We start from the raw sequence: 25,763 nt of genomic DNA on the forward strand, positions 1-25,763 counted from the left end.
ATTACCACTTCATTCTATACCCTAAATTCCATTCTACAAAATCTGCCCGATAAAAATCATAGGCCCTGGTATTTACACCAATTATCAAATTCTGAAACAGATGATATTTAATGCCAATCCTCTGGTATAATGCCGGCCTGGGGTCTTTTTCAGTCTTTCCAGCTACGTAATACCCTAACTGCCCAATTACCCCAAATTTTTGGATAACCCATTCGGCCGAGCCAAATAGACCCAGGGTTAATTTTTCTTCCAATGGAACATCCATTTTGTTGACCTCATTTTCATTAAAAACTACTCTGGCATTAGTGGCTTCGTTATATGTAAAATCAGCCCCTCCGCCTAATTTTACTTTATGGCTAATAATTCGGTTAAATCCTGCAGAAATCCCTCCAACCAAATAATCCAAATGCACAAATTTATTGGGTGCAGTTTGTCTTTTATCATAAAACCAGGTCTGTTTTTTTCCTCCGAAAACCACCATATAAACTTCGGAAAGAGGTTTAGCTTTTGGTTCTTTTTCAACTTTATCCGGTAATGGGGAGATTCTGTATTTTAAAGCCAGATCAATAGACGCCAGGTTCAAGCCCCAGTTAGGCATTTCCACTGCGCCATTGGAAAAATGGTTGGCAGTTAATCCGAGGCTACTTTCCCAATGCTTCCCTAACTGATAAGAAACACCTATTTTCCCTAAAATGAAAGCAGTTTTATCCGACCCAATCGCATAGTTATAAGGATTATAATCCTGATGAAACGATTTCCAGTTGAAGGCCAGACCAAACCCAAATTTGTAGAATATAGTAACCTTTTTCCATCTTTTGAAGGGAGCGGTGAAATAACCGTAAAGAGCAACAGGTTGACCAATTTCATTCGGGCTATTCAAATTTCCATAAAATATACCCACCCCATATTCAGGAAGTTGGTAAATCCTCTCCCATAGTTTATCACCTTTGGTCTGCTTACCAGCTTCCAATGAAAAACTATTAAAATCTTTTAGTCTGCTTCCGGTTTGATTTTCCCCTCTCACAAAATCATTGGTGGCTAAAATATTACCATGTTGGTAATGAATAGAAACTGTGATCTTTTTATACCATTTGGAGGAATCCGAACCCGCTTCAATACGGGTTGTGGGAATGGACTGGCTAATAGCGGGCAGAGAAAAAATACAACAAAAATGAAATAAGCATAATATTTTAATCATCATTTTCACCAGTATCACTTATTCCAAAATCAGCAGAATTTTCCTTTTTAGCCATTTCCTTTACATTTTTTTGTTTTGGTTGTTTTCCCTTTCCGTTCGGAATGCCCCTTTCATGTGGCTCTTTTTCCGACTCAACAGTGGAGCGAATATGCAAATCTCGTTGTGGAAATGGGATTTCAATATCAGCTTCATCTAAAGCATTGTAAATACTAATGGCAATATCACTTCTTATAGTCATCCAATCCTGATATTTTGAAACCCAGAATAATAACCTGAAATCAAGGGAACTGTCACCAAAGCCCAAAAAAACTGCCATTGGAGCAGGGAATACCAATACATCAGGATGCATTTGTGCTGCCTTTATCAATATTGGAAGTACCCGGTTAGGATCAGTTCCGTAGGCTACACCAAGTAAAATTTCAATTCTCCGGTTTCCATCGGATAAAGTCCAGTTTATTACTTCATTGGAAATTAAATTACCGTTCGGCACAATCACTTCGGCCCCGTCAAAAGTTCTCACAGTGCTTGCCCTCAAGCCAATTTCCTTCACTTCCCCTTTAAGGTTGCCCACTTCTACGGTGTCTCCAAGGTTTATAGGTCTTTCGAATGCCAGAATTATTCCCGAAACCAGGTTATTAAAAATATTCTGCAAGCCAAAACCAATGCCCACACTAAAAGCCCCTAGAATAATAGTAAAATTACTCATATCAATTCCGGTAGCCGCCAGGGCCATAAAGAAACCAACTCCCAGAATAAAATATTTAGTAAAAAGAGAAATAGATCCACTTGTTTTTCTGGTAGTGTTTAATCTTAAAAGTATATCTTCTTCCAGAATAAATTTCACCAGTTTGGAAAGTACATTGGCGATCCATAAAATTATTATGGAGGCAAAAATTCCTCCCATGGTAAAACTGATACTCCCAATTACCACAGGGGCGTCAATTATCTCAACTGTCCTTTCATATAAGTTGTTAAAGAGATTGAAGTTGAACATTACATCAATCACCCAGGTAAGGATGGCCAAAAACCTAATCGAACCAATAACCTTGCTTTGAACAAGCTCGGGATTTTTTCGAATAAATTGCAAATTGATCAGCGGCCGGTTGTTGATCAGGATAATAATGGAGCCAATAATTACTCGGGCAATCATAAACAGGTAAACCGCAGAACTTAAAGAATAGATTGCCCCTTCACTCAGAAAACTGGATAGAGATACATATCCCACAGTATTACTTAGAACAGCGGCAATGAAGATGATGACACACAAAACTCCGACTAGTCTGGCAAATTTTCTCCATGCCATAACCGGGAAAAAAAACTTCATCCTTGTGGGTTTTAGCAAATAAATCAGAGCGAATAGCATAAGCCCTGATTTTACCAAAATCAATAGCCTGTCAATGTAAGTTTGTTCTATCAGCAAATTTTGGAGCCGGTCCAATAAAATTATGAAAAGCAAAAATAAAAATGGTCTTTGTTTTCTTGCTGAAACAATAATGCTCCTTAACCTGAAAAATGGAATTAAATTAATTACCACCACGACTTCTGTAATAATTGTTGGGGCATCATTATAAATAAAGTACCAGATAAAAATAGAAAGCAAAAGCGCTGAAGAAAAAGGATGCTCTATAGTTTTGAGCGCTGCAAACAAACTGATATCATCCTCCTTCAAATCCCAGGTTTTTTTCTTCTTTCTAATGAAAAAGAAAAAAATACTACAAATTGCAAAAAACAAGAACAGCACAGAAAAGCTGGAAGGAGCAAGCTCGATATAGTCTTTTATAGCGGCATAATTGCTGGCAACAGCTCTGTTGAGCCGTTCTCCTATTCTTTCATTTTTTTCTTCATCAAAAAAATCTACCCAGATGGGATCCTGGTCCTTTACTAAAAATTGTTTTCTTTTAGAAATAATCAAATTTCTTATACCAGTTTTAACCTCAGTAAGGGAAACCATTTCATTGGTGAACTGAGTTTGGAGAGAAAGCAGCTTTTGCAGTTGTAGATTTACGGTATCTTTTATATCCAGAATCTGGCATTCCAGCACTTCGATGCTTTCCAGCAAATCATCAGGAGCTTCCTTTTCTATAGCCTGATCGAAAGATTTTCTCCATGTTTTGGCCATTATCTCCAGCCTTTTTTGCTGTTTTTCCCTGGTTTTCAGGTTTTCTCCAACCTGCTGTTGCCAATTATTCAGAAACTCGATACTCCTTTCCCACTGGTTGGTAAGGTCTCCTAAAGCCGAAATTGATTTCTCATTTAAATCCTCGGAGAGCAGAACTTCTTTTTTTTCATTCAACTCTTCAAACTTTTGAGGAGCTTCCTCGAAAATGGTTAAGATATCCGTATTCTCCAGCAGTGATTTCTGAATAATCCGGATGTCGGAAATTACCTGCTCAGCTGAGGACGGGATATCGGTAAGAGGAATCGGAGTGATTTTTACTGAATCAGGATGGTCACTATCATCAGGGTTTTCCAAATTAGTAATTTCGGGAATTACCTGTGCATACGAATTTCTTAAGTTGAAAAGAAAAAAAATACTCAAAAAGAAAAGTACCCACCATAAATACTTTCTATTTGAATAAAGGTGAAAAAATGGAAATGATTTGATCATTATTTCAGTAAACAAAAAACTAAAGACCTGTTTTTTCTGATGTAAAAGGCTTGTCTAAATTTTATTTTTCTATATGAATCTTCTTATTGAAACAAGTTCCTTCCTGCCTCAAAAGTTTTTTTTAATCACCATAATTTTTAAATTAAATTTATGGTCAAATGTACAGGCTACTTATTATTTAAAATTAATATATCTTTCCAAGTAAAAATAATTCCTGAAAAATAAATCACCAATGAGCAAAAATTTTCCGCTTCCTCTGGTTTCCAAGCTTACCATTTTAATGCTTTTCTGGATTTTGCTTTTCTATTTTCTTGAGCTTTTCAGGAATGTACTTTACCCGCTTTGCATTGCCATTTTATTTGCCTTTTTGCTTTATCCGGTTGCCCGTTTTTTTGAAAAAAAACTTTTTTTTCCAAGAATCCTGTCAAATATTATTAGTATCATTTTCGGAATTGCAGTGGTATATGGTGCGGTATTTTTTATTTATAAACAATTGGGTGTTTTCATCAATGATTTGCCCGCTATGGAGAGACAAGCCATAAACAATCTGGTGACGCTGGTAACTTCTGTAGAAACATTACTGGATTTAAATATTGAAAATAAAGAAGTTTTTTTAATTGAAAATATTAAAGAACTCACCAGGAATTTGGGACAAAATATTTCCATTTTTCTATCTGCGACCACTAATACCATTTTTTCCATTTTTATTCTTCCCGTTTATATTTTCTTTTTCCTATATTATAGAAATAAGTTCAGGGATTTTATACTGAAATTAATTCCTGAAAAAAATCAGACCATAGCCCATAAAACCCTAAATGAAGTATCCGTAGTGACCAAAAAATATATGTCTGGGGTTTTCTTTGTAGTTTTTATTTTATGTTTTGTAAATTCCATTGGGTTAATGATAGTTGGTGTAGAGCATGCTGTACTACTTGGTGTAATCGCGGCTATCATCAATTTTATCCCTTATTTCGGGACCATTATAGGATATTTATTTCCATTCATTTTTGCCCTGCTCACTGGTGATTCTCCTAATTTAGCACTTGGTGTAATTGTACTTTTCATCATAGTTCAATTCACTGAGAATAACATTCTTACCCCGAATATTGTTGGAGGAAGTGTCCGAATAAATCCATTTGTGATTATTCTGAGTGTGCTTTTGGGTGGATATGTATGGGGAATTCCGGGTATGTTTATCAGTGTTCCTTTGGTAGCCATGATAAAAATATTATGTGATAATGTAGAATCCCTAAAACCCTGGAGTTTTCTGCTGGGAGATGAAGGCACCGAAGAACATGCCCTTACCATTGGTAAATTCCGAAAGTTTTTCCACTTCAATAAAAAGACAATGCCTCCCTCAAAATGAAAAAATTTAACCAAGAATGAACCTTGCTGTTCGGATAAATAAAAACCTTCCAAACTATTATTCCGTGAAGGAAATAGCAGAATTATGGCAGTATAGAAAATTCCTGTCTGAACCTCAATTTGATAAGAAGGAAATTGTTATTTTTGAGATAAAGACCCGGAGAAACTTTTAAAGGATGAATGAAGCAAGAGGTTCTAGACATTATTCCTGAAGTGATGTTTCCATATTCTGGTGAAAAGACAGTAAAACCATTAGTGGATAATACTACTTTCATAAATTTAGTCGATTACTTTTTTTACATTTAAGTTCCTGGGATTTTCCAGGGGAACGAAGAAAATCTTTATCTGGTTAATTTTTTAAGCAACAAACCAAAAAATATTATGCCTTTCGGATTTTTTAAAAAGAAGAAAAAAGAGGAGGAGGAACTTCCTCATTATGACCCTACAAATTTGCACATCAGAGATTTGAGAAAGGGCTTTATTGTAGAATATGACCTAAAAACATGGGAAGTAGATTCCGAGTATGAATACGACTGGGGCAATGAATATTTTACCTACGAATATAAACTCACTTCTGCCGATGACTCCATTTTTTTATACATTGAAGAAGATGATGAATTGATATTAACCGTAAGTCGAAAAATTCCTTTTGGCAAACTAGGTGGAGAAGTGGAAGATAGTATAGATGATAAAGGAAAACCTCCAAAAGAAATTATTTATGATGGGAAAGTATTCTACAGAGAAAGCCAGCGACCTGGTTTTTTCAAAAATGTGGAAAGTAAAGGGGAATCCGAAGAGTTTATGGGTTGGGAATATATTGACGATTCAGAGCAATATATCTTAAATATTGAACAATGGGAGGATAATGTTTATGAGGCTTCGGTTGGAAAATTTGTGAAAGAAAGGGACTTTTCCAATATTCTTCCCGCATAAGAATATCCAAAAGCATTTTCAAATTTTATCTGTTTCGCTGAAAAATTAAATTTTAAGCGCCTGTGCTATTATTTCCGAGAAATAGTAATCTCTCTATCAGTCTCTTATGGCAAAATAATACACGGTTAATTTTGAATTGCTACTTAAGCAAGCTCTAAATAACAAACTTACTTCAAAATTATTTCTGAGAGATTTGCCAATGGAGGAAAAAGATTACAAAACATTTTCCGGTTTTACCATGATCATTATTCAATTGGTGATGGTATTATTAGCGCTTTTATTCTTTTTTCTCCCATCCTTCGAAAGTTTAGGCATTTTTCTTTTAATCCTCACTTTCCTGAGTTTTGGTGGATATGTGAGTGTTTTGCCTAATGATGGCGTAATAGTTACACTTTTTGGGGAATATAAGGGAACAATAAAAAATTCAGGTTTTTTCTGGATGAATCCTTTTCTGAAACGGAAAAAAATTTCTTTGAAAGCCTTTTCTGAAAAAACAGAGCTGGTAAAAACCATTGACAAGACCGGATATCCAATTCAAATTTTGGCCTTTTTAAAATGGGAAATAGAAGATACCTATAAAGCCTATTTCACCATGGATAACTTTGCCTCTATTCCGAAAATGGAGGCAGCACTAGCCCTAAAAGAATTAACCGGACATTTCTGCCTTGACAATTTCGGTAATCCCAAACAAGGTGAATCTATCAGAAATAATGAAGAGAAATTCATTGGTTTGGTGATGCAGCATATTTTAAAAAGAATCAAACCTTCGGGGTTAATCATAAAAGATTTACAGCTTTTAGAAATAGCATATTCCGATCAAATGGTGGATAAAGTGTCTCAAAAGCAAAAGGCTATCTCTAATTTTTTAAGTACAAAACAAACGCTTGATGGCGCCATTGAACTTGCAGAGAAAGCGGTAAAAAAAATGGAGGATAAAAACCTGGTCACTTTTGATGAAAAGGAAAAGAATAAATTTGTTAGTGATCTGATCCTTGCCTTGTGTCAGGATAAAAACGGGAAATAAAATTAAGCAATACTTATAAAAATGCTTCGCTGGTAAATTGAATGGGTAATAAATCCTGAATGGCATTCAGAATGAATACTTTTCCCTTGTTCCCTTCCAAAATCACTTTTATGTTCTTCTTCTGTTTGATTTCATACTCCAGCAATGACTGCCTGCAGGCTCCACATGGAGAAGCCATTACAAAGTCCCCGATTGGACCTTTTTTGGCTGTAACCGCAATAGCCAAAATTTTCTGGTTGGGATAGTTAGCTCCAGTCCAGAAAACCGCTGTTCTCTCCGCACAAAGTCCGGAAGGATAAGCCGCATTTTCCTGATTTGCTCCGGAAGTGATTGCGCCATTTTCAAGTAATATTGCTGCCCCTACAAAAAAATTGGAATATGGAGCATAGGCCTTTTCACTGGCCTCTCTGGCTTTGAGTAATAAGTTTTTATCAACTGCATTTAATTCATCGATATGATCCAATTCTTCATAAGCTATTTGGATATTCCGTTGTTTAGCCATTGGTTCATTTATTTTCTATTAAAGAAATTATTGAAAAACAGCATTTGGTAGGGAATAGCATTGCTCCAATACTCCCAGTTGTGTTTTCCAGGCCTTGCTATAAAATCATGAGGAATTTTTTTATTCAGTAATTCTACATGAAGTTGCTGATTTACAAGGAAGAAAAAATCATCCACACCACAGTCAATAATCAATGGCATGGATTTTCCCTCAATTTTGGCAATTTGGCTTATTACTGAATATTTTTCCCAGTTTTCCGGGTGCTTTTCAATGACTCCTATTCTTTTGGAAATATCCCAGTTATTGGGGAATGGCCTTAAATCTACTCCACCAGACATACTTCCCGCACAACCAAAAGTTTCTGGATGGTTAAAAGCCAGAAACAATGCCCCATGACCGCCCATACTCAGGCCGGTAATGGCTCTTCCTGCTTTTTCTGGAATTGTCCGAAAATTTTTATCTACAAAATCCACTAATTCTTTTGCCACAAAAGTTTCGTATCGAAAGGAAGAATCGAGAGGACTATCAAAATACCAACTGCTAAAACCACCATCCGGGCAAATGATGATTGTTTCGTGTTCATCGGCAAGTTGCGTTACAACCGGAGCTTTATTAACCCAGTTACCATGATTTCCACTATAGCCGTGCAATAAATAAACTACAGGAAATTTTTCGGAAGAATGATCATAAGATTCTGGAAGAATGACCACTGTTTTTAATTTTATATCCATTGAGGAACTGTGGACTTCCACCGTATCAACAGATGCTGAAAAAGCAGACAATCCACTAAAAAAAAGGACAGTAAACTGGGTGAAAAAAAAATTTGCCATTCTAACCATTCCAAACAGATTTTAATATTTATCTGCATTTATCGGAATTAATGGTTAAAATGGCAAACCCTTAGCAATGAATTATCCAATGCTTATACTAATTCAATGCTTCGAATTCCACAAAGAAGCTGGATCCTTTTCCCAATTCACTTTCACACCACACTTTTCCATTAAGCAATTCAGTATATTCTTTTACAATCGATAAGCCAAGACCAGTAGAAACTTCACCAGCAGTTGGTTTGGAAGATAACTTCTGAAATTTGGAGAATAGTTTTTCTTTATCCTCCTCACTTAGCCCCGGGCCTTCATCCTTAATTTCCGTTTGAAATTTCCCATCCTTGTTGGTCATGTTTACATAAATCTTTTTACCTGGAGGGGAAAACTTGGCTGCATTGGATAACAAGTTTTTAAAAACCTGAGTCACATATTTTTCATCTACTTTCACCAGGCTTTCATTCATTTCAAAATTGGAATGGATGACCAATTCTTTTTTCTCAGCTTCTTCCTTATTGGTAGAATCAATCACATTTTGAAGCACTTTATTCAAGTCAATTTCTTTGGTAGCCACACGGCCAATCTGCGCTTTTATCTTTTGAATTTCCTCCATATCCTTTATTAAGGCCTGAAGGTGTTTTTTAGATTCTACAATTCTATTGATTTGTTGCTTCTGCTCTGTAGAGATTTCTTTTACATTATTGTGTACCAATTCAACCAAATCATCGATGTGCGCCAAAGGAACATTCAGGTCATTTAAAATTAAATTATTCAAATTCCCAACTTCATCGTTTAGCTCTATCAGCTTTTTATTTTTTGCTTTTAATTCTCTGTTTTTCTGAAGGATTTTTTCTTCACTCGCTTTAACTTTCTCATTCTGCACTCTGAGCTGAATACTCTTTTTCTCAATTTCCCTCTTCTGGGTAGTCAGTAATTTGTTGGTCTTAATCTTCTGGAAATATGCCCAGGCAATTACGGCAGCCAGTAAGAATACCAGAATAATCCCGGCAATTAATGATGTTTGGAAAATTCTATCTGCCCTCAGTTTAGCTTCCTGTTCTTTCAGCTTCGCATCCTGAAGTTCCTTAGTCTTTTTCAGCAGGGCAATTTCATTTTTTCTTGCCTTTGCCAAAGCGGCAATTTCCCTTTCTCTCAGTTTAATAATTTCGAGCTCTTTGTTTTTCTTCTCGAGTTCCAGCGCAGTATAATGCTTTTCTTTTTCCAGTTTCGATTTATCAGCTTCAAACTTTTGGGTAAGCCCGTTGATATAATCATTCCCTTCAAACTTTACTCCTTGTGTATAAAGTTTATGATATTTGAGTGCTTCTTCACCGTTTCCAGCAGCTTCATTAGCCTGAGATAAATACAAATAACTATCCGTAATTTCCATTACAGACCGGATCTCAGTAGCCACTTTCAGGCATTCTTCAAGTACCGCAATGGCCTTATCAAAATTTCCCTGCTCATAGTTAATGATGCCGATATGCAACAGTGAATTGCTTATTCCACTTTTATCTTTTAGGGATTTTCTTATTGAAAGTGCCTTTTCAAGATTGGTTAGCGCTTTGGCTTTATCATTTTGCTCTGAGTAGATAATACCAATATTATTATAGGCATGTGCCGCTCCTGCCTGGTTTCCTATCCCCTCATTTATTTTGATGGATTCCTCAAAATATTTAATCGCCTCCTGTCCTTTTCCCTTGTTCCAAAACAAAAAAGCAATCTGTAACAGGCTTCTATTGATATCATCTTCATCACCAGATTTACGATAACTTTCCAATTGCTCTAAATAATCCTCTATCGACTCATTTTGGCCCTGAGCAAACGAATTGGATGTTCCAAAAAAATTAAGTAATACGAAAAATATTAGTGCTGATAAATATTTACTCATGTTAACTATTTGATAATTTAGAGTTCCAACGACTGGAATTACCGGTTAATATGAGTATACCTCAGAAAAGTAATATTTTTCCTCTAAAAAGAACTAATCAAGATTTTTAGGCCAAGAGGGACATAAATTCCCTTTCTTTCAGTTGAGGCTAAGATTGTTCTAATTTTTTACCTTTTATTTTTTTAGGCTTTTTTAAAAAGCTCTTTTTAGGGCCAGCATATAGCCCAAATGCATTCCTTCATGGGTATTGTTGAAAGCAATAGCCTCCTGGATACTATTTAATTCATAGCCATAGCTTGTAGGATATGTTTTGAAGTTTTCGAAAATCTTTTTTCCCAAATCTTCCTCCAGTTTATCCACAAGGGGAAATAATTTTTCCTTTAAAAAATCCACTTCTTCACTTGAAATGGGAGAAGTAGGTTTTGAGCCTTTCCTGAACTTATTCACAATTCCCATGTCAAGATTTAATTCCAACCCAGCCAATCCGTAGGTAAGAAGTTGCTGAGTTACAATGATATGTCCAAAATTCCAAACCAGGTTGTTGTTAAACCCTTCAGGAATTTTATTTAAATCATCGATGGAATGAGACTCAATTATCTTGAGAATGTTATTTCTAGATGCTCTTGAAATGGCCAATGCCTTGTTTATTTCTAAATTCATTTTTCAGTTGAATTAAAAAAATCAGGGTGCAATATGATTATTACACCCTGAAATACAATTATTTATAATAAATTTCACAAATTACTTCAACTTCATATCTGAAATAATCCCTTCAATTTTCTTATCTAATTTTACTGAAACTTCATCAAATTGTTCAGCTGATGGCAATTCTGTATTTACACTAAAATAGAATTTTATTTTTGGCTCAGTTCCGGAAGGACGAGCGGAAATTTTACTTCCATCCTTGGTAATAAACTGTAAAACATTCGACTTAGGCAGATCAATCGCCTCTTCAGTTTTAGAAATTACATTTTTGCTTACAGAAGATTGATAATCCAAAATCAGCACTACATCGGATCCATTAATTGAAGTGGGAGGATTTTCCCTTAGTCCTTTCATCATATCAGCAATTTCTTCTGCCCCTTTCTTTCCCTTTTTGGTGATTGAAATCAGACTTTCTTTATAAAATCCATATTCCACATAAGTTTTCGCAAGTTTATCAAATAGTGACAATCCCTGATGTTTGGCATATGCAGTCAGTTCACAAATCATGGCTACTGAGGCAATTGCATCTTTATCTCTCACATCATCCCCAACAAGATAACCATAACTCTCCTCCGCACCGGCAATGAAATTTAATTTTCCTTCTTCCCGCTTAATTACATCGGCAATAAATTTAAAGCCAGTCAATACATTGAAACACTGCATGCCGTTTTTTGCAGCGATTTTATCAATCAGGTCAGTGGTTACAATTGTTTTGGCAATAAAATCATTATCCTGAGAAAGTCCTTTCTCTTTTCTTACATTTATCAAGTAATCGAAAAGTAATGTTCCTGTCTGGTTACCATTTAGCAATTGGAATTCACCATGGTTATTTTTTACAGCAATTCCCACTCGATCAGAATCGGGATCAGTCCCCAGCAAAATATCCGCATCCAGGTCTTTTGCCATTTTCAGTCCTTTGCTCAGGGCTTCGGCTTCTTCCGGATTAGGATAAACTACTGTAGGGAAATTGCCATTTGGCTCTGCCTGTTCTTCTACAATATGTACATTTTTAAAACCATACTTCTCCAAAACTGCAGGAACTAAAGTAATTCCTGTTCCGTGAATCGGAGTAAATACAATTTTCAAATCACTTTGGGCTTCAATAACTTCCGGAGATAGTGAAAGTTTTTTCAATGCAGCCAGATAAGCTTCATCCAAATCTTTTCCTATGGACTCTATTAAGTTTTCACCTCCTTCAAATTTCACCTCATCAATAGAATTGATTTTGTTCACTTCAGCAATAATATTTTTATCGTGAGGCGAAACAATTTGGCCTCCATCATTCCAGTAAGCTTTGTAACCGTTATATTCTCTGGGATTGTGAGAAGCGGTAATTACAATTCCACTGTGGCAACCTAAATGGCGAATAGTGAATGATAATTCCGGAGTAGGTCTGAGTGCATCAAATAAGTAAACTTTTATACCATTCGCAGCAAAAACTCCTGCAGTAATTTTAGCAAAATAAGGGCTATTGTTTCGGCTATCATGGGCAATTGCCACTTTTACCTCTTCTCCTTCAAAGTTTTTCTTGAGGTAATTTGCCAACCCCTGGGTAGCAGACCCTACTGTGTACTTATTCATTCTGTTCGAACCAACTCCCATTACCCCTCTTAGTCCACCTGTACCAAACTCTAGTTCTTTGTAAAAACTATCTACTATTTCTTCCTCATTTTCAGCTAATAGTTTTTTGATTTCATTTTTAGTTTCCTCGTCATAACTGCCATTTAACCAGGCATCAACTTTGGCTTTTACGTTTGCTTCTAACATGATGGGATTGTTCAAAAAATTTTAAAATCTATTTATTATTGAAGTGACTTAAACTTTTTCTTTGGGTAAAATCAAAAATTCCCAATGCTACCTAAAATTTAAGTAACAGCGATTACTATTGTGCAATTTCAATAGAAAAAGACAGGATTCAAAATTACTTTTAATACCTTAATTAGCAACTTGCAAGCCTAAACAATTGTAAAGATTTTTCACAAAAAACTTTTGTGCATTCTTTAGATGAGGTTTTGATTTAATTTAGAGGAAATTCAGGTAAACTAAACTTTTGATTTTACTTAAGTAGTAATTAAAAATTAATCGTTTATTATTTTGCCATAAAAGACTGACAGAGAGATTATTTTTTCTCGGAAATAATAGTACCCGGTATGGAGTACCCGGTGTGGAACACTGGAGTTTAAATCGTCATTGAAAATAATTGTGTTTCTGGTTTGGCCCGGAATAATCTCAAATCCAGCGCCATGCAAATATTCCTGATAAAAGGCTTTCCTTCCTCCAACACCTTAATTATTCCATCCTGAAAAGTCAAAATACCATCATTTACAAAATCCCTCATACTCCATTCAATTTTTTCAAAATCATTCTCATTCCAATCAGAAAGATTAAGTTTAGTTTCAAAATTACAAATGAGCTCCAGGATATGCTTCCTTACCAGTAAATCTTCCGGATTTAATTCATGACCACGGAAAATGGGCAGCTTTTTTTCTTCCAATAATTTATAATATGCTTCTACAGATTTTACATTTTGGGCAAAACAAGTCCAGGAATCGGAAATGGACGAAACTCCCAAACCAATCATCAGTTCCGTTTTTGAATCTACATATCCCATAAAATTTCTATGTAAATTCTTTTCTTTCATGGAGTTGTACAGCTTATCTGTAATTAATGCAAAGTGGTCCATTCCAATTTCCTCATATCTCAAATCACCAAGCATTTCTTTTCCGGTTTCGTACAATTTCCTTTTCTCAGGACCTTTGGGTAAATCTTCTTCGGTAAACTTTCTCTGGCCAACTCCCTTTATCCAGGGCACATGTGCATAACTATAAAAGGCAATCCGGTCTGGCCTCAATTTACCGACTTTCTGTATGGTATCAATTATACTTTCTTCTTTTTGAAGTGGGAGTCCATATATAATATCATAGTTCACTGAAGTAAACCCTACTTTCCTTGCCAGATATGTGGCATTCTCCACATTTTCAAAGGGCTGAATTCTGTTAATTACCTCCTGGACCCTGGGGTCGAAATCCTGAATGCCAAAACTAATCCTTCGAAATCCATAATTGTATAAAGTAACTAATTGATCTTCTCTTGTATAATTGGGATGGCCTTCTATACTAAAAGAAGCATTTTCCCCTTTTTCAGCTCCTTCAAAAATTCCATCAAGTAATTTACCTAAATTCTCAGCTGAAAAAAATGTGGGACTCCCACCTCCAAAATGAATATCTGTAATTTTAGGAATGCCTGGCAAAATTGACCTATACATTTTCCATTCTTTCACAACAGCCTTTAGATAAACTTCCTCAACCGAGTGATTTTTGGTAATTCTTTTATTACAGCCACAAAAAGTACAAAGACTTTCACAGAAAGGAAGATGGATATACAGACTTATTCCCTGAGAACTGTTGCTTACTGCAAAACTGGATTTCACGTGAGCTTTCCAGGTTTCTTCACTTAAACCTTCCCCTTCCCAGTATGGAACAGTGGGATAACTGGTGTACCTTGGGCCGGGTACATTATATTTTGAGATTAAGTCCTTTAGTATGAGTTTTTCCATAGTCTTGATTGTTGAAAATCAGACTACAAATTTACCTCAATTCTAAAACAGGATTTTTGAAGATTCTCACCTGTGAAATATGATAATTGTCATAAAAACCAAATGGGCAATTATGTCAATTCAATAAAATTTTTAAGGATTTTACTACCTACGTTGCTGCTTTTTTCCGGGTGAAACTGAGCCGCATAAAAATTATTCTTTTCCAGACCTGCGCTGAAAGGCACTGAATAATCTGCAACTGCTGTGGTGTAGTCACTTAGTTCTGTAAAATAGCTATGCACAAAATACACATATTCATTTTCAGATAATCCCTGAAAAAGTTTGCCTTTGTAGGAGTGAATACAATTCCAGCCCATTTGAGGCACTTTATAGTTTTTGTTGGGAAATTTTTTTACCTCCAAATCGTAAACGCCAATACATTTGGTGTCATTTTCCTCAGAATGTTTGCAAAGCAATTGTTGGCCAATGCAAATCCCGAAAACAGGCTGTGTGAGTGAAGGAATTAAAACATCCAGATTTTTACTTTTCAGGCTCCTCATAGCAGAATTGGCCTCCCCTACTCCTGGAAAAATCACCTTATCTGCCGCTTTAATTACCTCATGATCATCTGTGACAATGGGTTCTATCCCCAGTCTGTTTAAGGCATAAATTACCGACTGAATATTTCCTGCATTATATTTTATTAGGGCGACCTTCATTTTATTCTATTTTTCTGCGGGTACAGGTTTTACAATTGGCAAAAGTAATAGGAAATCATGTTTCTATTACAATTCATTTGAAATGGTTTTTGTAGTTGGATTGTTGGATAAGGTAGAGTTATTCCTGAAAAAATGGAAATCTCACTGCAAAAGTCATTGTTGAATTTTAGAAAAACAATGGTCTAACAAATAATTAGACTGATTTGTCGAAAAATCCCCTTTTTTATCAAAAATTCAGTTAATATCATCTTCTCCGTAAATCCTTTACGAACTACCATCCTTACTTTGATTATATGTTAAAAATTTCTTGCTAACTAAAATTATTTCCATCATGAAAGTGCTAAAAATTATTGGGATTGTTCTCGCTTCGCTAATTCTTCTTTTTGTCATTATAGGATTCGCTTTACCCAAAGATTATGGAATGGAAAGATCTATTGAAATTGATGCCCCTGTTGCTCAGGTTTATGCACAGGTAAATGATTTTAAGAACTGGGAAAGCTGGTCGCCCTTTTACCTGGCTGACCCCACAATGAAATTATCCTATGGTTCTATTACAGCTGGAACCGGAGCCACCTACTCATGGGAAAGTGAAAATTCTGGTGAAGGTGCACAAAGTATCACCGCTACAGAAACCAACAAATCGATTGATACCTATCTCGATTTTAAGGAACAGGGAGTTGCCTATGGCCATTGGGAATTTGAAGATAAAGGAGGTTCTACGTATGTCACCTGGTCATTTAGAGGAGAAGCTGAGGGCATTATGGATAAATGGATGGGCGTTTTAATTGATCCCTTCCTTGGTCCAATTTTCGAAGATGGCTTAAATCGTCTAAAATCTACAGTTGAAAAGAGCTAAGGAATTCAACAAAATATCAAATTTATTTTACTAACATTCAGGCTTTTGCTTTCAACCAGCATTTTTCATTCTAATTACTTCAATAACTAAGCAATACCTTCCAGGCATTTTCTAACTCATTTTTTAACAAATAATCTTTGGCCAGTAAGTGCAAATGGTTTTCCAATGATTCCTGGTCGTTACTAAACCTGATTAATATTTCCTGCAGTTCCGGTGTTTCCTTAAAATTATGAACCTCTTCTTCCGCAGGAAGATTTTCTATATTTCCCAATCTACCCAGATTATTTCCCGAAAGCACATGGCTGTTTCTTATTTTTTCAGGAATTTGATCTACTCCAATTCCCTTTTTCAGGTTTGGCTTGGGAATTTCGAAAATGGCATCTCCCTGAGCTCTGCAATACCAGTTTCCGCCCATCCTTGCCACAGCATCCAGTTTATAAGGGCTAATTTTGCCATCTTTGTCAAAAATACTTTCCTGAAAATGCGCTAGAAGGACCTCACAAATTACCAGGTTTCCTGCACCGCCTTCCTGCCCGATAGCAATCACCTGCTTTACTTTACATTCAAATGCTGCAGGAGATTCTTTTACTCTTGGCGGTTTCACTTTTTCAGATTCTACCGGAGTCAAACCTGATTTTACAAATTCATTTATCCCTTTTTCATACTCAGTGCTTGCCAGAGACATCTGCTCCACCATATCAAAATTCACGATATTGATTACCACTTCATCATGCTCCAACACATTTTCCAGGGTATGTTTGGTGGTATTGTCTCTTACTCGTCTGGCCGGAGAAAAAATGAGTGTAGGAGGATTACTGCCAAAGGCATTGAAAAAACTAAATGGACTGAGATTTACATTGCCCTCCTTATCAACCGTACTGGCAAAGGCAATTGGCCGGGGGGCCACTGCACCAAGAAAATACGAATGGAATTCCTGAACGGTTATCGACCCGGGATCTATGGTTTTAATCATTTGTATTTGGTTAAGGTTTTTACTTTTGATATAAACAAAGTTATTTTTCAGGTGGTTTATCTTAGGTAATTTAAATCCTTAACAAAAAAATACCAAAGACATTAGAAGTTAAAGAATTAAAAATTCCCTTTCTAAAATCTTTGGTAATTATTTAAAGAAAATATCGAACTGAGTTTTATTTCCCTTTTTCCAATTCAGTCCATGCAAGTGCACTCGAACCAAGAATGGCCGTGTTACTTCCCTTCAAATTAGATAATAAAACTTTTACCTTATTTCTGTAAATATTCAGATTGTATTGTTCCATGTATCTTTTGGTAGGCTCCACGATTAAATCGCCTGCCTTAGCCAGTCCTCCAAATAAAATGATAGCCTCCGGGCTTAAATGTGCCACGGTATCAGAAAGCTTGAGCCCCAGTATTTTTCCGGTGTATTCAAATGCCTCAAGGGCAATTTTATCTCCATTTTGGGCAGCAATGGTTATGTCTTTTGCTTCAAGTTTGTTGTATGGAATATCCCTTAGTTCACTTGGGTATATTCTTTTGGCTAATAGTTCAAATATGGTTCTTTTAATTCCCGTTGCAGAAACATAGGCCTCCAAGGAGCCGGTTCTTCCGGTTGGTAAATCCCTGCCTCCTTCAATAAACACCGTGGTATGGCCAAGCTCACCGGCAAATCCATCATGGCCATAAACCAACTCACCATTTACGACAACTCCACTGCCCAGTCCTGTACCCAATGTGATAACTACAAAGTTTTTCATTCCCTTGGCCACTCCATACTTCATCTCCCCAAGAGCTGCTGCATTGGCATCATTCGTTAACGTTACCGGAAGATTAGTCCTTTCCTTCATTTTTTCTACAATCGGAACCTGTTCTCCCCAGTGTAAATTTGGTGCTTCTTCTATTTTTCCTGTATAATAATTGCCATTTGGCGCACCAATTCCAACTCCTTTAATATCCACACCCTCATTCAAATTCCCTGTGATTTCCTCAACAGAAGCCAAAACTCTATCCAAAAAATTTTCAAATGGTTTTTCTGAATCCGTTTCTATAGAAGTCTCTGACAAGCAATAACCCGTTTTATCCACCAAGCCGATTTTGGTATTTGTTCCTCCAATATCGATTCCCAAGGTTACCTCCTTATTAGCCATAAAATTTTATTTAGTAAGTGTTTTTTTAATAATTCACATGGAAAAAAATCTGTATTTTCCCAATAGGTTCATTTCAGTTTTCTTAAACAGGAGCGGGATACCTGGAAATAAAACTCAAAAGTTTTCAACCTCTTTGTATAACCCCTTTCCCTAAAAATCCCAAAGATACTGGTTTTAGAAAATAAATAAGATACTTCTTTCCGAAATGTGAAAACCAGCCATATTTAGCATTTCAGTAGGTTAATTCTCAAGGAACTCCATCTAATATTTGTCATATTCCCAGAATTTAACTAATATCTCACGTTGAATAAATTAAGGTGTAATCTTTACAGGTAAAAACCTACAAACTTTATTTTTAAAAACACATAATAAAAAATGAGAGAAGAAATTTTAGACGATTTTGGGAGCAGTCAATCCCCCTATGCTTTTGAGGAAAAAGCAGAAAGATTAATTTATGAAGGCTATGAAGTAAGAACCGGCTTTTACATCAGCCGGGCTTTTGAAGTTTTTCAGCGAAATGCCGGAGGATTTATAGGTTTTGCTTTGGTCACCCTGGCCATTAATATAGGGCTTTCTTTTCTTCCCATTATCGGAAATTTTGCCACCACGATTGTAAATGCACCACTTGCAATTGGCTGGGCAATCGTAACCAGTAAAATCCTCCGTGAGGAACCCTTTGAATTTGGGGATTTCTTCAAGGGATTTGATCTTTTCTCCCCCTTAGCGCTTGGAGGGTTTATTTCAGGTGTTTTAATTGGAATTGGATTAATATTACTACTAATTCCCGGAATTTATCTTGCGGTGGGATACATGTGGGTTTCTTTTATTATATACTATGGCAAGCAGGAATTTTGGCCTGCAATGGAATTTAGCAGGAAAATTATCTCTAAAAACTGGTTTAGCTTCCTCGGGCTTGGAGTAGTAATATTATTGTTAAACGCTGCAGGAGCAATTGTTTTTGGGATAGGATTGTTGGTAACTGTTCCTGTTTCCTATATTGCCCTGTATCTTTCTTATGTAGATATTGTGGAAAGCCTGGATTAGTTAAAAAAAGTAAAAATCTTATTGCTGGTAGTCATATACCAATTTTGGGGCATTTTCAGAAAACAGAGTGATTGGTATTCGCTCTGTTTTTTTTAATCAAACTCCAGAAATATGAAAGCTTTTCTTTTAATCTCTTCATTATTTTTTTTCTTCCAAACAGGAAATGCCCAGCAGAAAACCAAAATCGCACATATTAATCAGGATAGTGTGGTCAAGGCTCTACCAGAGTTTAAAATTCAGTCCCGTCTTTTTGAGGCTTATACCAAACAGATTGTAGATCAAATTGAAAAAATGCAATCAGAGATTCAGCAAAAAATGGCCGAATTTGAAATCCTCAAAAAACAAAATCCAATTGAGGAGATTTTGGTTGAAAGACAAAGGGAAATCCAGATTATGGCGAATAACCTGGACAGATTCAAGAATGAAAGCCAAACTAATATTTCCATAAAAGAACAGGAATTAATGCAACCCATTTCTCAAAAAATTCAGGAAGGAATTAATGAAGTGGCTATGCGGAATGGTTATCATTACGTTTTGCCAGCCACCATCTTTTTATTTTCAGATTCTGCCCATGATATTACCAACCTGGTCATTGAGGAAATTCTTCAGAAAAATTGAATATTTAGATAAAATTAGCCACCGTATCCATGGATACCATTTATAACTCAAGTTTTATGGACACAGGGTCGAAAAATGACCCTGCTTGTTCCTCCTGTTTTATCACATTGGGAATTATTGTTAAGCACTCGTGCTCCACACCGGGTACTCCATACCGGGTACTATTATTTCCGAGAAATAGTAATCCCTCTATCAGTCTCTTATGGCAAAATAATACACGGTTAATTTTGAATTACTGCTTAAATAAGTTTTAAGTTAACCAATTAGGGATAACTTGAAAATTCCACTCATTCAATAATTGGGTTTAGTTTAGTCCCACTAGCCTTTCATTTCAATTGGCTGGCCAGTAGCTTCCAATACATTTAACCACAATTCGCCTTCCAGGTCAATTTTTTTCCGCTCTCTTACCGCCTCGGCAATTGGTATATAAACAAATTTATTATTCCATCGGCTTACGATAAAGTTTGTTCTTCCAGTCATAGCCCCATGAATGGCATATAAGGCCAGCCTGTTACAGAAAATACTATCACTTGGATTAGCCGGAGCACTTCTTATGATATAGCTTGGGTCAATGTATTTCACCGTAACCGGGTAATCAATTCTCTTAAAATACTCCGAAATTTTATTTTTGAGAAAAACACCTATATCCTTGTGTAAAACATTTCCAGAAGCATCTTTCTGCCGCTCTTTATCATCAAACAAAGTTTGACCTGCGCCCTCTGCTACTACGATTAAGGCATGCTGGCTGTGATCCAGTCGTTTTTTTAAAACAGATAAAAAACCGTGTTCACCTTCAAGGGTAAAATCAATTTCCGGCACTAAAACGAAATTTACTTCAGGCATTGAAAGTGCCGCATTGGCCGCAATAAAACCAGAATCCCTTCCCATTAATTTCACAATGGCAATTCCATTCCAGGCGCCTTTTGCCTCATTATGCGCATCTCTTATTATAGGGCTTGCCATGGTAAATGAAGTTTCAAAACCAAAAGTTTTTTCGATTAAACTAATGTCATTATCAATGGTTTTAGGCACCCCAACCACCGATATTTTCAGTCCTCTCCTTTCTACTTCCTGAGAGATGGCCTGAGCCCCTCGTAAAGTACCATCTCCACCAATGGTAAATAAAATATTGATATTGAAACGCACCAGAGTATCCACAATCACACTTACATCCTGCTGGCCTCTTGAAGATCCTAATATGGTTCCTCCAAATTGGTGAATTGTAGATACTGTTTTTGGAGTTAGTTCTACAAAAGGATGGTTGTATTTGGGAATAAAACCTTCATAACCATATTTAATCCCCACTACATTTTTCACCCCATACCGATAATAAAGCCCCATTACCAGACTTCTGATTACATTGTTTATGCCGGGACATAACCCACCACATGTTACAATTGCGGCTTTGGTTTTGGCCGGATCGAAAAAAATCCGTTCTCTCGGACCAGCTTTTTCCATGGCCAATTCTTCCTCATTAGATTCTCTGGCCTTTTTTGAGCCCTTCAGGGTAACATCAAAAATTACTTTTTCCTCATCTTTTATATAATTGTAAACACTATCTCCCTTTTCAGTTGACAGTTTTAGAGGAGAGTTTACGGTACATTTTCCAAGTTTTTGAACTGTGAAATTGTGTTTCATTGAATTTAAAATTTAAGGTTAGCCTCCAGGGGTCTGGTTGTAAAAATTAATGATTTCCTGAATTTTTAATATTGATCTGCTTGATATTGAAAATTATCAGATTCCTAAAGTTAAAGATTATTTTGAGCTTAGAAATATGATTTCTATAAGTTTTTTAAATGAAATTTATTTGTGGTTTTTTCCACCCCTCCTACTCCAAATCCCATCGACTTTTTAGCACTATTTACCAATTAATAAATTAAATTCGCAGCTTTTAACAAAACAGGTTCTTTCTGATAAAAATTTAGTACTATTCTTTCCCAACAACAACATTAAAATTAAAGCCCCCCATATTGCATTACTTTGTGTGGCCATACTTTATGGCTCTAATTATAATATTGCCAAAATTGTAACACCTGAGTTTGTCCATCCATATGGCCTGGTAATGATTAGGGTCTGGATTGCTACCGCCCTATTTTGGATTTTTGGACGATTTGCGCCCAAAGAAAAGATTGCTGTATCTGATTATAAAAGATTTATCATGTGTGCCATTTTCGGGACTGCCGGCACGCAAATGTTGTATTTGAAAGGCCTTTCCATGACAAGTGCGATAAATGCTTCAGTCATTATGACCTTAATTCCCGTTTCGGTGCTTTTACTTTCCGTTTTTCTGGGATTTGAAAGGTTGAATAAATTAAAATGGGCAGGAATTATTGTTGGAATTATAGGCGCCTTTTTTTTGGTGGGAGGAAATGGTTTTCAGTTTTCCGGAGAAAATACAACCGGAGATCTCATCATTTTAGCAAACACGCTTTGTTTTGCCCTATACCTGGTTTCGGTAAAACCTTTAATGCTTAAATATCAATCTTTTACGGTGATCAAATGGATTTTCCTGATCGGTTGCCCATTGGTAATTCCCTTTGGAATAGGAGAAGTTTTGAATACTGAATTTTCTACTTTTCCTTTCCACGTTTGGGTAGCATTAGTCTATATCATTATTGGAGCTACTTTTTTGGTTTACCTGCTCAATACCTACGCATTAGGTAAATTAAATCCAAGCGTTGTAGGATTCTATATTTATTTGCAACCCATTGTGAGCACTTCCATTGCGGTTTCATTTGGAATGGATAAGCTTACCATTGAGAAAATTGTTTTTTCCTTATTGATATTTTTGGGCGCTTTTCTGGTAAGCCGAAAATAAGGGAATAAGTCTTTTTAAACCTCCATAATCTTTATTAATTTGGATAACAAATGTTAATCAAATAGCAATTAAGTAGGAATTCTCCAATATTTCCATAACTTCAAACCTCAAATAGGCAATCATATTTTAATGAAATTGTCAGCCTAATTTTCCAAGAATCTGATCAGGATTAATATCAATACTCTCTCTACTCAAATTTAATTGCCTTAAATATTTTACACGGTAACTGATGCTATGGGATGAATAACCCTTTTTTAATTTCCGGTTTTTAGGAAAATAAGTTGTACAAAGGGGATTCTGAATTTAGAATTTTTACTTTTGAGCACTTTTTGAAACTCAAATTTTTCATTTACTTAACTACTATTTTTTTGATATTTTCAGCATATTATTTTTTAGGAATCCAACCAGTAATAATTTATCGAAATTTTCAGAAAATAGGATAATAATATTTAAAACCATTACTTATCAACCTTCTCCGATGAGAAAAACTATTCAAACTGCATTAACCATATTTTTATTTTTTAATGCATTTCTGACCCAGGCACAATTCACAAAAGTGGAGGAAAATGACCCTAAGTATAAGGCTATATTTTTAGGGGGAAAAAAGGATGGAGGCTTTTCATTTGGTGATTTAAACCATGATGGATTTGCTGATTTGATTGTCAACACAGAAGAAGATAACAGCCAGCACAGGACAAGAATTTATTTTTTCGATCCTGTGGATAATCAATATAAGGATGTAACCTCAGAAAAATGCAAGGGTTGTGAGGCGGAAAACCTACCCGGGACTTCTGTAATGGAAAGAAGCCTTGTAATTGCAGACTTCAATAATGATGGTTTTAATGATTTTGTTAGGAATGAATCCCGGAGATTGGAAGTCTATTTTAACCAGGGGCCCGAAAATGATTTTAATTTTGGAGTAGGGAATAGTAATGAGCCAAATTTTTTCCTTTTTACCTCAAGCCTTGTCAATCCGGCAGATACTCTACACAGAATTCCCGGAGGGATGAATACAGAAGGGGTAAATGTACTAGATTATGACAATGATGGGGATTTAGATTTATTCATTGAAAATCACAATTGGGGAATGGAGATTTATGAAAACAATACCATTCCCTCAAAAGATAAATCTCGTTTTACCAATCCCGAATGCAACGATTTATTTTGTCATGTAAAGCCAACAGCTACAGGCCTTCCTGAAGGCTTCCCACCTGCTACTCAAAGTGATGGGGATTATTCTACCGTAACTGATTATGATAATGATGGTTATGTGGACGCAATCGCCAGAAAAAGCGGACTTTTCGGAATGAATGTTTATAAAAATACAGGAGGGCAATTCACTGAAGTTCCAATTTCTGAAACAGATACAAGCCAACACGCCTTTAATTTAAATAAGGGGGCGGTTTCTTTCTATGACCTGGATAGTGACAGTGATTTTGACCTGATTTGGACCGAAAATAAATTTAATCGAATTTATGAAAACCAAAATGGGGCTTTTGTTCCGCTGGATATCCCGGCTTTGGACAAATTAAACCCGGATGGTAAGAATCCAATTGAAGGCCTTGCCGGGGGAGATGTGGATAATGATGGCGATATTGATTTATATTTTGCCGGTTTAAAAACGGGAAAATTACTCAAAAATATTTCGAAGGATGGAATAATTCAATTTGAGTTATCTGATGATATTCCTGCTGTAGGAAGGCAACAAGGCTGTAATTTTATGGACATAGATTCAGATGGAGATTTGGATCTGTATATCAATATTGATGGGGACAAAAATCAGCTTTGGCTCAATGAATCTGTTCAAAAGGCTGAGTCGGAGCATTTGCTGGTCCAGGTTTTTGAAAATAGATTTTCCTCCGGAAAAAACAGGAATGCACTTGGCACTACGATTCGGTTATTAAATTGTGAGCAAAAAATATTATCCGGAATAAAAGAAATAAATGGTGGAAATGGCCATGGCACACAAGACTTTGCACAGGTCCATTTCGGACTAAAAACGCTAACCTCTACGGATTTAAATAATCTATTTGTGGAGGTAAATTATCCTTATTTAAATGGCGCCAGAAAACAGCTAATTAAAAAAGTAAATTGGGCTGAATTACAAAAAAACAACCTTTTGGTAATTTCCTCAGATCAGGAATCGGATACTATTTTTTGTAAAGATTGTGAGCCAGTCTTCGCCAATAATGATATTTTCAACCTTGACGATACGGAAATCTGTGCAGGAAAATTTATTCCTTTAAATCTTTTGGACAATGATTCCCTGCCTAAGGTTTGTGATTTATATAATACTGAAATTCTTTCCCAACTCGATTCTGCATGGGGGTCTTTCACTGTGGTTGCTGCCACTGGAACCATCAATTATTTGCCCAAACCGGGTTTCTTTGGGGAATTCGAGTTTTCTTACAAAGTCTGCAATGCTTGTCCGGGTTGTGAATCTGAATGTGATTCGGCTTTGGTGAAAGTCATTGTACCTGAAGCTGATTGTTGCCAGTCTCCAATTGCCAATGATGATATTTTTAATTTGGATGATACGGAAATTTGTGCAGGAAAATTTATTCCTTTAAATCTTCTGGAGAATGATTCCCTGCCTAAAGTTTGTGATCTTTTTAATACTGAAATTCTTACACAACTCGATTCTGCATGGGGGTCTTTCACTGTGGATGCATCCACAGGAACAATTAATTATTTGCCCAAATCGGGTTTCTTTGGGGAATTCGAGTTTTCTTACAAAGTCTGCAATGCTTGTCCCGGCTGTGAAACAGAATGTGATTCGGCTTTGGTGAAAGTGGTTGTCCCGGAAGCTGATTGTTGCCAGTCTCCAATGGCCAATGATGATATTTTCAATTTGGATGATACGGAAATTTGTGCAGGAAAATTTATTCCTTTAAATCTTTTGGACAATGATTCCCTGCCTAAGGTTTGTGATCTTTTTAATACTGAAATTCTTTCCCAACTCGATTCTGCATGGGGGTCTTTTAGCGTAGATGCCGCCAC

Annotated in this window: 20 protein-coding genes; 8 read left to right on the top strand and 12 right to left on the bottom strand. The window is 36.1% G+C overall.

Going from position 1 to position 25,763, the window contains the following annotated elements:
• Window position 1: 1 nt before the first annotated feature.
• Window positions 2-1,201 carry an acyloxyacyl hydrolase gene (locus A3EM_RS0109680; protein WP_083925205.1) on the bottom strand — a complete coding sequence of 400 codons (1,200 nt, stop codon included), beginning with the start codon at window positions 1,199-1,201 and terminating at the stop codon, window positions 2-4.
• Window positions 1,191-3,806: a mechanosensitive ion channel family protein gene (locus A3EM_RS45670; protein WP_020528003.1), complete on the bottom strand. Its 2,616-nt coding sequence runs from the start codon at window positions 3,804-3,806 to the stop codon at window positions 1,191-1,193. Before A3EM_RS45670 ends, A3EM_RS0109680 begins: the two co-directional genes overlap by 11 nt.
• Window positions 3,807-4,038: 232 nt before the next feature.
• On the opposite strand from A3EM_RS45670, the gene A3EM_RS46900 reads away from it, so the two are divergent.
• The 3 genes from A3EM_RS46900 to A3EM_RS0109715 all read left to right on the top strand — a co-directional run bounded on the left by A3EM_RS46900 (window position 4,039) and on the right by A3EM_RS0109715 (window position 7,128).
• Window positions 4,039-5,172 carry an AI-2E family transporter gene (locus tag A3EM_RS46900; RefSeq protein WP_020528005.1) on the top strand — a complete coding sequence of 378 codons (1,134 nt, stop codon included), beginning with the start codon at window positions 4,039-4,041 and terminating at the stop codon, window positions 5,170-5,172.
• Between the two features lie 380 nt (window positions 5,173-5,552).
• On the top strand, window positions 5,553-6,104 hold the full coding sequence (locus tag A3EM_RS0109710) for a DUF4178 domain-containing protein (protein WP_020528008.1): 552 nt from the start codon (window positions 5,553-5,555) through the stop codon (window positions 6,102-6,104).
• Between the two features lie 136 nt (window positions 6,105-6,240).
• Window positions 6,241-7,128 (top strand): SPFH domain-containing protein, encoded by an 888-nt coding sequence (locus A3EM_RS0109715; protein ID WP_169513341.1) that lies wholly within the window; start codon window positions 6,241-6,243, stop codon window positions 7,126-7,128.
• 13 nt (window positions 7,129-7,141) lie between these two features.
• Here A3EM_RS0109715 and cdd read toward each other — a convergent pair whose 3' ends face one another.
• The 7 genes from cdd to hisH all read right to left on the bottom strand — a co-directional run bounded on the left by cdd (window position 7,142) and on the right by hisH (window position 15,304).
• Window positions 7,142-7,630, bottom strand: a complete 489-nt coding sequence (gene cdd, locus A3EM_RS0109720) for a cytidine deaminase (RefSeq protein WP_020528010.1) — start codon at window positions 7,628-7,630, stop codon at window positions 7,142-7,144.
• Window positions 7,631-7,638: 8 nt separating this feature from the next.
• Window positions 7,639-8,460, bottom strand: coding sequence for an alpha/beta hydrolase (locus tag A3EM_RS0109725; RefSeq protein ID WP_020528011.1), 822 nt, complete (start codon window positions 8,458-8,460; stop codon window positions 7,639-7,641).
• Between the two features lie 97 nt (window positions 8,461-8,557).
• Entirely contained in the window at window positions 8,558-10,345 is a 1,788-nt protein-coding gene (locus A3EM_RS0109730) for a tetratricopeptide repeat-containing sensor histidine kinase (protein ID WP_020528012.1), read from the bottom strand.
• Window positions 10,346-10,537: 192 nt separating this feature from the next.
• Window positions 10,538-11,005: a DinB family protein gene (locus A3EM_RS0109735; RefSeq protein WP_020528013.1), complete on the bottom strand. Its 468-nt coding sequence runs from the start codon at window positions 11,003-11,005 to the stop codon at window positions 10,538-10,540.
• A gap of 81 nt (window positions 11,006-11,086) precedes the next feature.
• The gene (locus A3EM_RS0109740) at window positions 11,087-12,817 is read right to left on the bottom strand and encodes a phospho-sugar mutase (protein WP_020528014.1); all 1,731 of its coding nucleotides are present in this window, start codon (window positions 12,815-12,817) and stop codon (window positions 11,087-11,089) included.
• A 412-nt stretch (window positions 12,818-13,229) separates the two neighbouring features.
• Window positions 13,230-14,606 carry an oxygen-independent coproporphyrinogen III oxidase gene (hemN, locus tag A3EM_RS0109745; protein ID WP_020528015.1) on the bottom strand — a complete coding sequence of 459 codons (1,377 nt, stop codon included), beginning with the start codon at window positions 14,604-14,606 and terminating at the stop codon, window positions 13,230-13,232.
• A gap of 110 nt (window positions 14,607-14,716) precedes the next feature.
• The gene (gene hisH, locus A3EM_RS0109750) at window positions 14,717-15,304 is read right to left on the bottom strand and encodes an imidazole glycerol phosphate synthase subunit HisH (RefSeq protein ID WP_020528016.1); all 588 of its coding nucleotides are present in this window, start codon (window positions 15,302-15,304) and stop codon (window positions 14,717-14,719) included.
• Window positions 15,305-15,635: 331 nt separating this feature from the next.
• Between hisH and A3EM_RS0109755 the strand changes: the two genes are divergently transcribed.
• Window positions 15,636-16,160 (top strand): SRPBCC family protein, encoded by a 525-nt coding sequence (locus tag A3EM_RS0109755; protein ID WP_020528017.1) that lies wholly within the window; start codon window positions 15,636-15,638, stop codon window positions 16,158-16,160.
• A gap of 79 nt (window positions 16,161-16,239) precedes the next feature.
• Here the strand turns inward: A3EM_RS0109755 and A3EM_RS0109760 are convergent, their stop codons facing one another.
• Both A3EM_RS0109760 and A3EM_RS0109765 read right to left on the bottom strand, forming a co-directional pair.
• Window positions 16,240-17,133 (bottom strand): flavin reductase family protein, encoded by an 894-nt coding sequence (locus A3EM_RS0109760; protein WP_020528018.1) that lies wholly within the window; start codon window positions 17,131-17,133, stop codon window positions 16,240-16,242.
• A gap of 175 nt (window positions 17,134-17,308) precedes the next feature.
• The gene (locus A3EM_RS0109765; RefSeq protein ID WP_020528019.1) at window positions 17,309-18,283 is read right to left on the bottom strand and encodes an ROK family protein; all 975 of its coding nucleotides are present in this window, start codon (window positions 18,281-18,283) and stop codon (window positions 17,309-17,311) included.
• A 375-nt stretch (window positions 18,284-18,658) separates the two neighbouring features.
• Between A3EM_RS0109765 and A3EM_RS41975 the strand changes: the two genes are divergently transcribed.
• Both A3EM_RS41975 and A3EM_RS0109775 read left to right on the top strand, forming a co-directional pair.
• Window positions 18,659-19,327 carry a hypothetical protein gene (locus A3EM_RS41975; protein WP_020528020.1) on the top strand — a complete coding sequence of 223 codons (669 nt, stop codon included), beginning with the start codon at window positions 18,659-18,661 and terminating at the stop codon, window positions 19,325-19,327.
• A 111-nt stretch (window positions 19,328-19,438) separates the two neighbouring features.
• Entirely contained in the window at window positions 19,439-19,945 is a 507-nt protein-coding gene (locus A3EM_RS0109775; protein WP_020528021.1) for an OmpH/Skp family outer membrane protein, read from the top strand.
• A 318-nt stretch (window positions 19,946-20,263) separates the two neighbouring features.
• On the opposite strand, the gene A3EM_RS0109780 is transcribed toward A3EM_RS0109775, so the two are convergent.
• A complete protein-coding gene (locus A3EM_RS0109780) occupies window positions 20,264-21,583 on the bottom strand; it encodes an ATP-dependent 6-phosphofructokinase (RefSeq protein WP_020528022.1) in 1,320 nt (439 codons plus the stop codon).
• A 331-nt stretch (window positions 21,584-21,914) separates the two neighbouring features.
• On the opposite strand from A3EM_RS0109780, the gene A3EM_RS0109795 reads away from it, so the two are divergent.
• Both A3EM_RS0109795 and A3EM_RS41980 read left to right on the top strand, forming a co-directional pair.
• Entirely contained in the window at window positions 21,915-22,763 is an 849-nt protein-coding gene (locus A3EM_RS0109795) for a DMT family transporter (protein ID WP_281169813.1), read from the top strand.
• A gap of 478 nt (window positions 22,764-23,241) precedes the next feature.
• The coding region (locus A3EM_RS41980) for an FG-GAP-like repeat-containing protein (RefSeq protein WP_044237896.1) at window positions 23,242-25,763 on the top strand (2,522 nt) is incomplete at its 3' end.

Origin of the sequence: Flexithrix dorotheae DSM 6795, from assembly GCF_000379765.1 — a bacterium.
GTDB classification, from domain to species: domain Bacteria; phylum Bacteroidota; class Bacteroidia; order Cytophagales; family Flammeovirgaceae; genus Flexithrix; species Flexithrix dorotheae.

Bases quoted from the DNA above. Each gene is read 5' to 3' on its own strand.
- A3EM_RS0109680 (WP_083925205.1), bottom strand. From the start codon at position 1,201: ATGATGATTAAAATATTATGCTTATTTCATTTTTGTTGTATTTTTTCT.
- A3EM_RS45670 (WP_020528003.1), bottom strand. From the start codon at position 3,806: ATGATCAAATCATTTCCATTTTTTCACCTTTATTCAAATAGAAAGTAT.
- A3EM_RS46900 (WP_020528005.1), top strand. From the start codon at position 4,039: ATGAGCAAAAATTTTCCGCTTCCTCTGGTTTCCAAGCTTACCATTTTA.
- A3EM_RS0109710 (WP_020528008.1), top strand. From the start codon at position 5,553: ATGCCTTTCGGATTTTTTAAAAAGAAGAAAAAAGAGGAGGAGGAACTT.
- cdd (WP_020528010.1), bottom strand. From the start codon at position 7,630: ATGGCTAAACAACGGAATATCCAAATAGCTTATGAAGAATTGGATCAT.
- A3EM_RS0109725 (WP_020528011.1), bottom strand. From the start codon at position 8,460: ATGGCAAATTTTTTTTTCACCCAGTTTACTGTCCTTTTTTTTAGTGGA.
- A3EM_RS0109730 (WP_020528012.1), bottom strand. From the start codon at position 10,345: ATGAGTAAATATTTATCAGCACTAATATTTTTCGTATTACTTAATTTT.
- A3EM_RS0109735 (WP_020528013.1), bottom strand. From the start codon at position 11,005: ATGAATTTAGAAATAAACAAGGCATTGGCCATTTCAAGAGCATCTAGA.
- A3EM_RS0109740 (WP_020528014.1), bottom strand. From the start codon at position 12,817: ATGTTAGAAGCAAACGTAAAAGCCAAAGTTGATGCCTGGTTAAATGGC.
- hemN (WP_020528015.1), bottom strand. From the start codon at position 14,606: ATGGAAAAACTCATACTAAAGGACTTAATCTCAAAATATAATGTACCC.
- hisH (WP_020528016.1), bottom strand. From the start codon at position 15,304: ATGAAGGTCGCCCTAATAAAATATAATGCAGGAAATATTCAGTCGGTA.
- A3EM_RS0109755 (WP_020528017.1), top strand. From the start codon at position 15,636: ATGAAAGTGCTAAAAATTATTGGGATTGTTCTCGCTTCGCTAATTCTT.
- A3EM_RS0109760 (WP_020528018.1), bottom strand. From the start codon at position 17,133: ATGATTAAAACCATAGATCCCGGGTCGATAACCGTTCAGGAATTCCAT.
- A3EM_RS0109765 (WP_020528019.1), bottom strand. From the start codon at position 18,283: ATGGCTAATAAGGAGGTAACCTTGGGAATCGATATTGGAGGAACAAAT.
- A3EM_RS41975 (WP_020528020.1), top strand. From the start codon at position 18,659: ATGAGAGAAGAAATTTTAGACGATTTTGGGAGCAGTCAATCCCCCTAT.
- A3EM_RS0109775 (WP_020528021.1), top strand. From the start codon at position 19,439: ATGAAAGCTTTTCTTTTAATCTCTTCATTATTTTTTTTCTTCCAAACA.
- A3EM_RS0109780 (WP_020528022.1), bottom strand. From the start codon at position 21,583: ATGAAACACAATTTCACAGTTCAAAAACTTGGAAAATGTACCGTAAAC.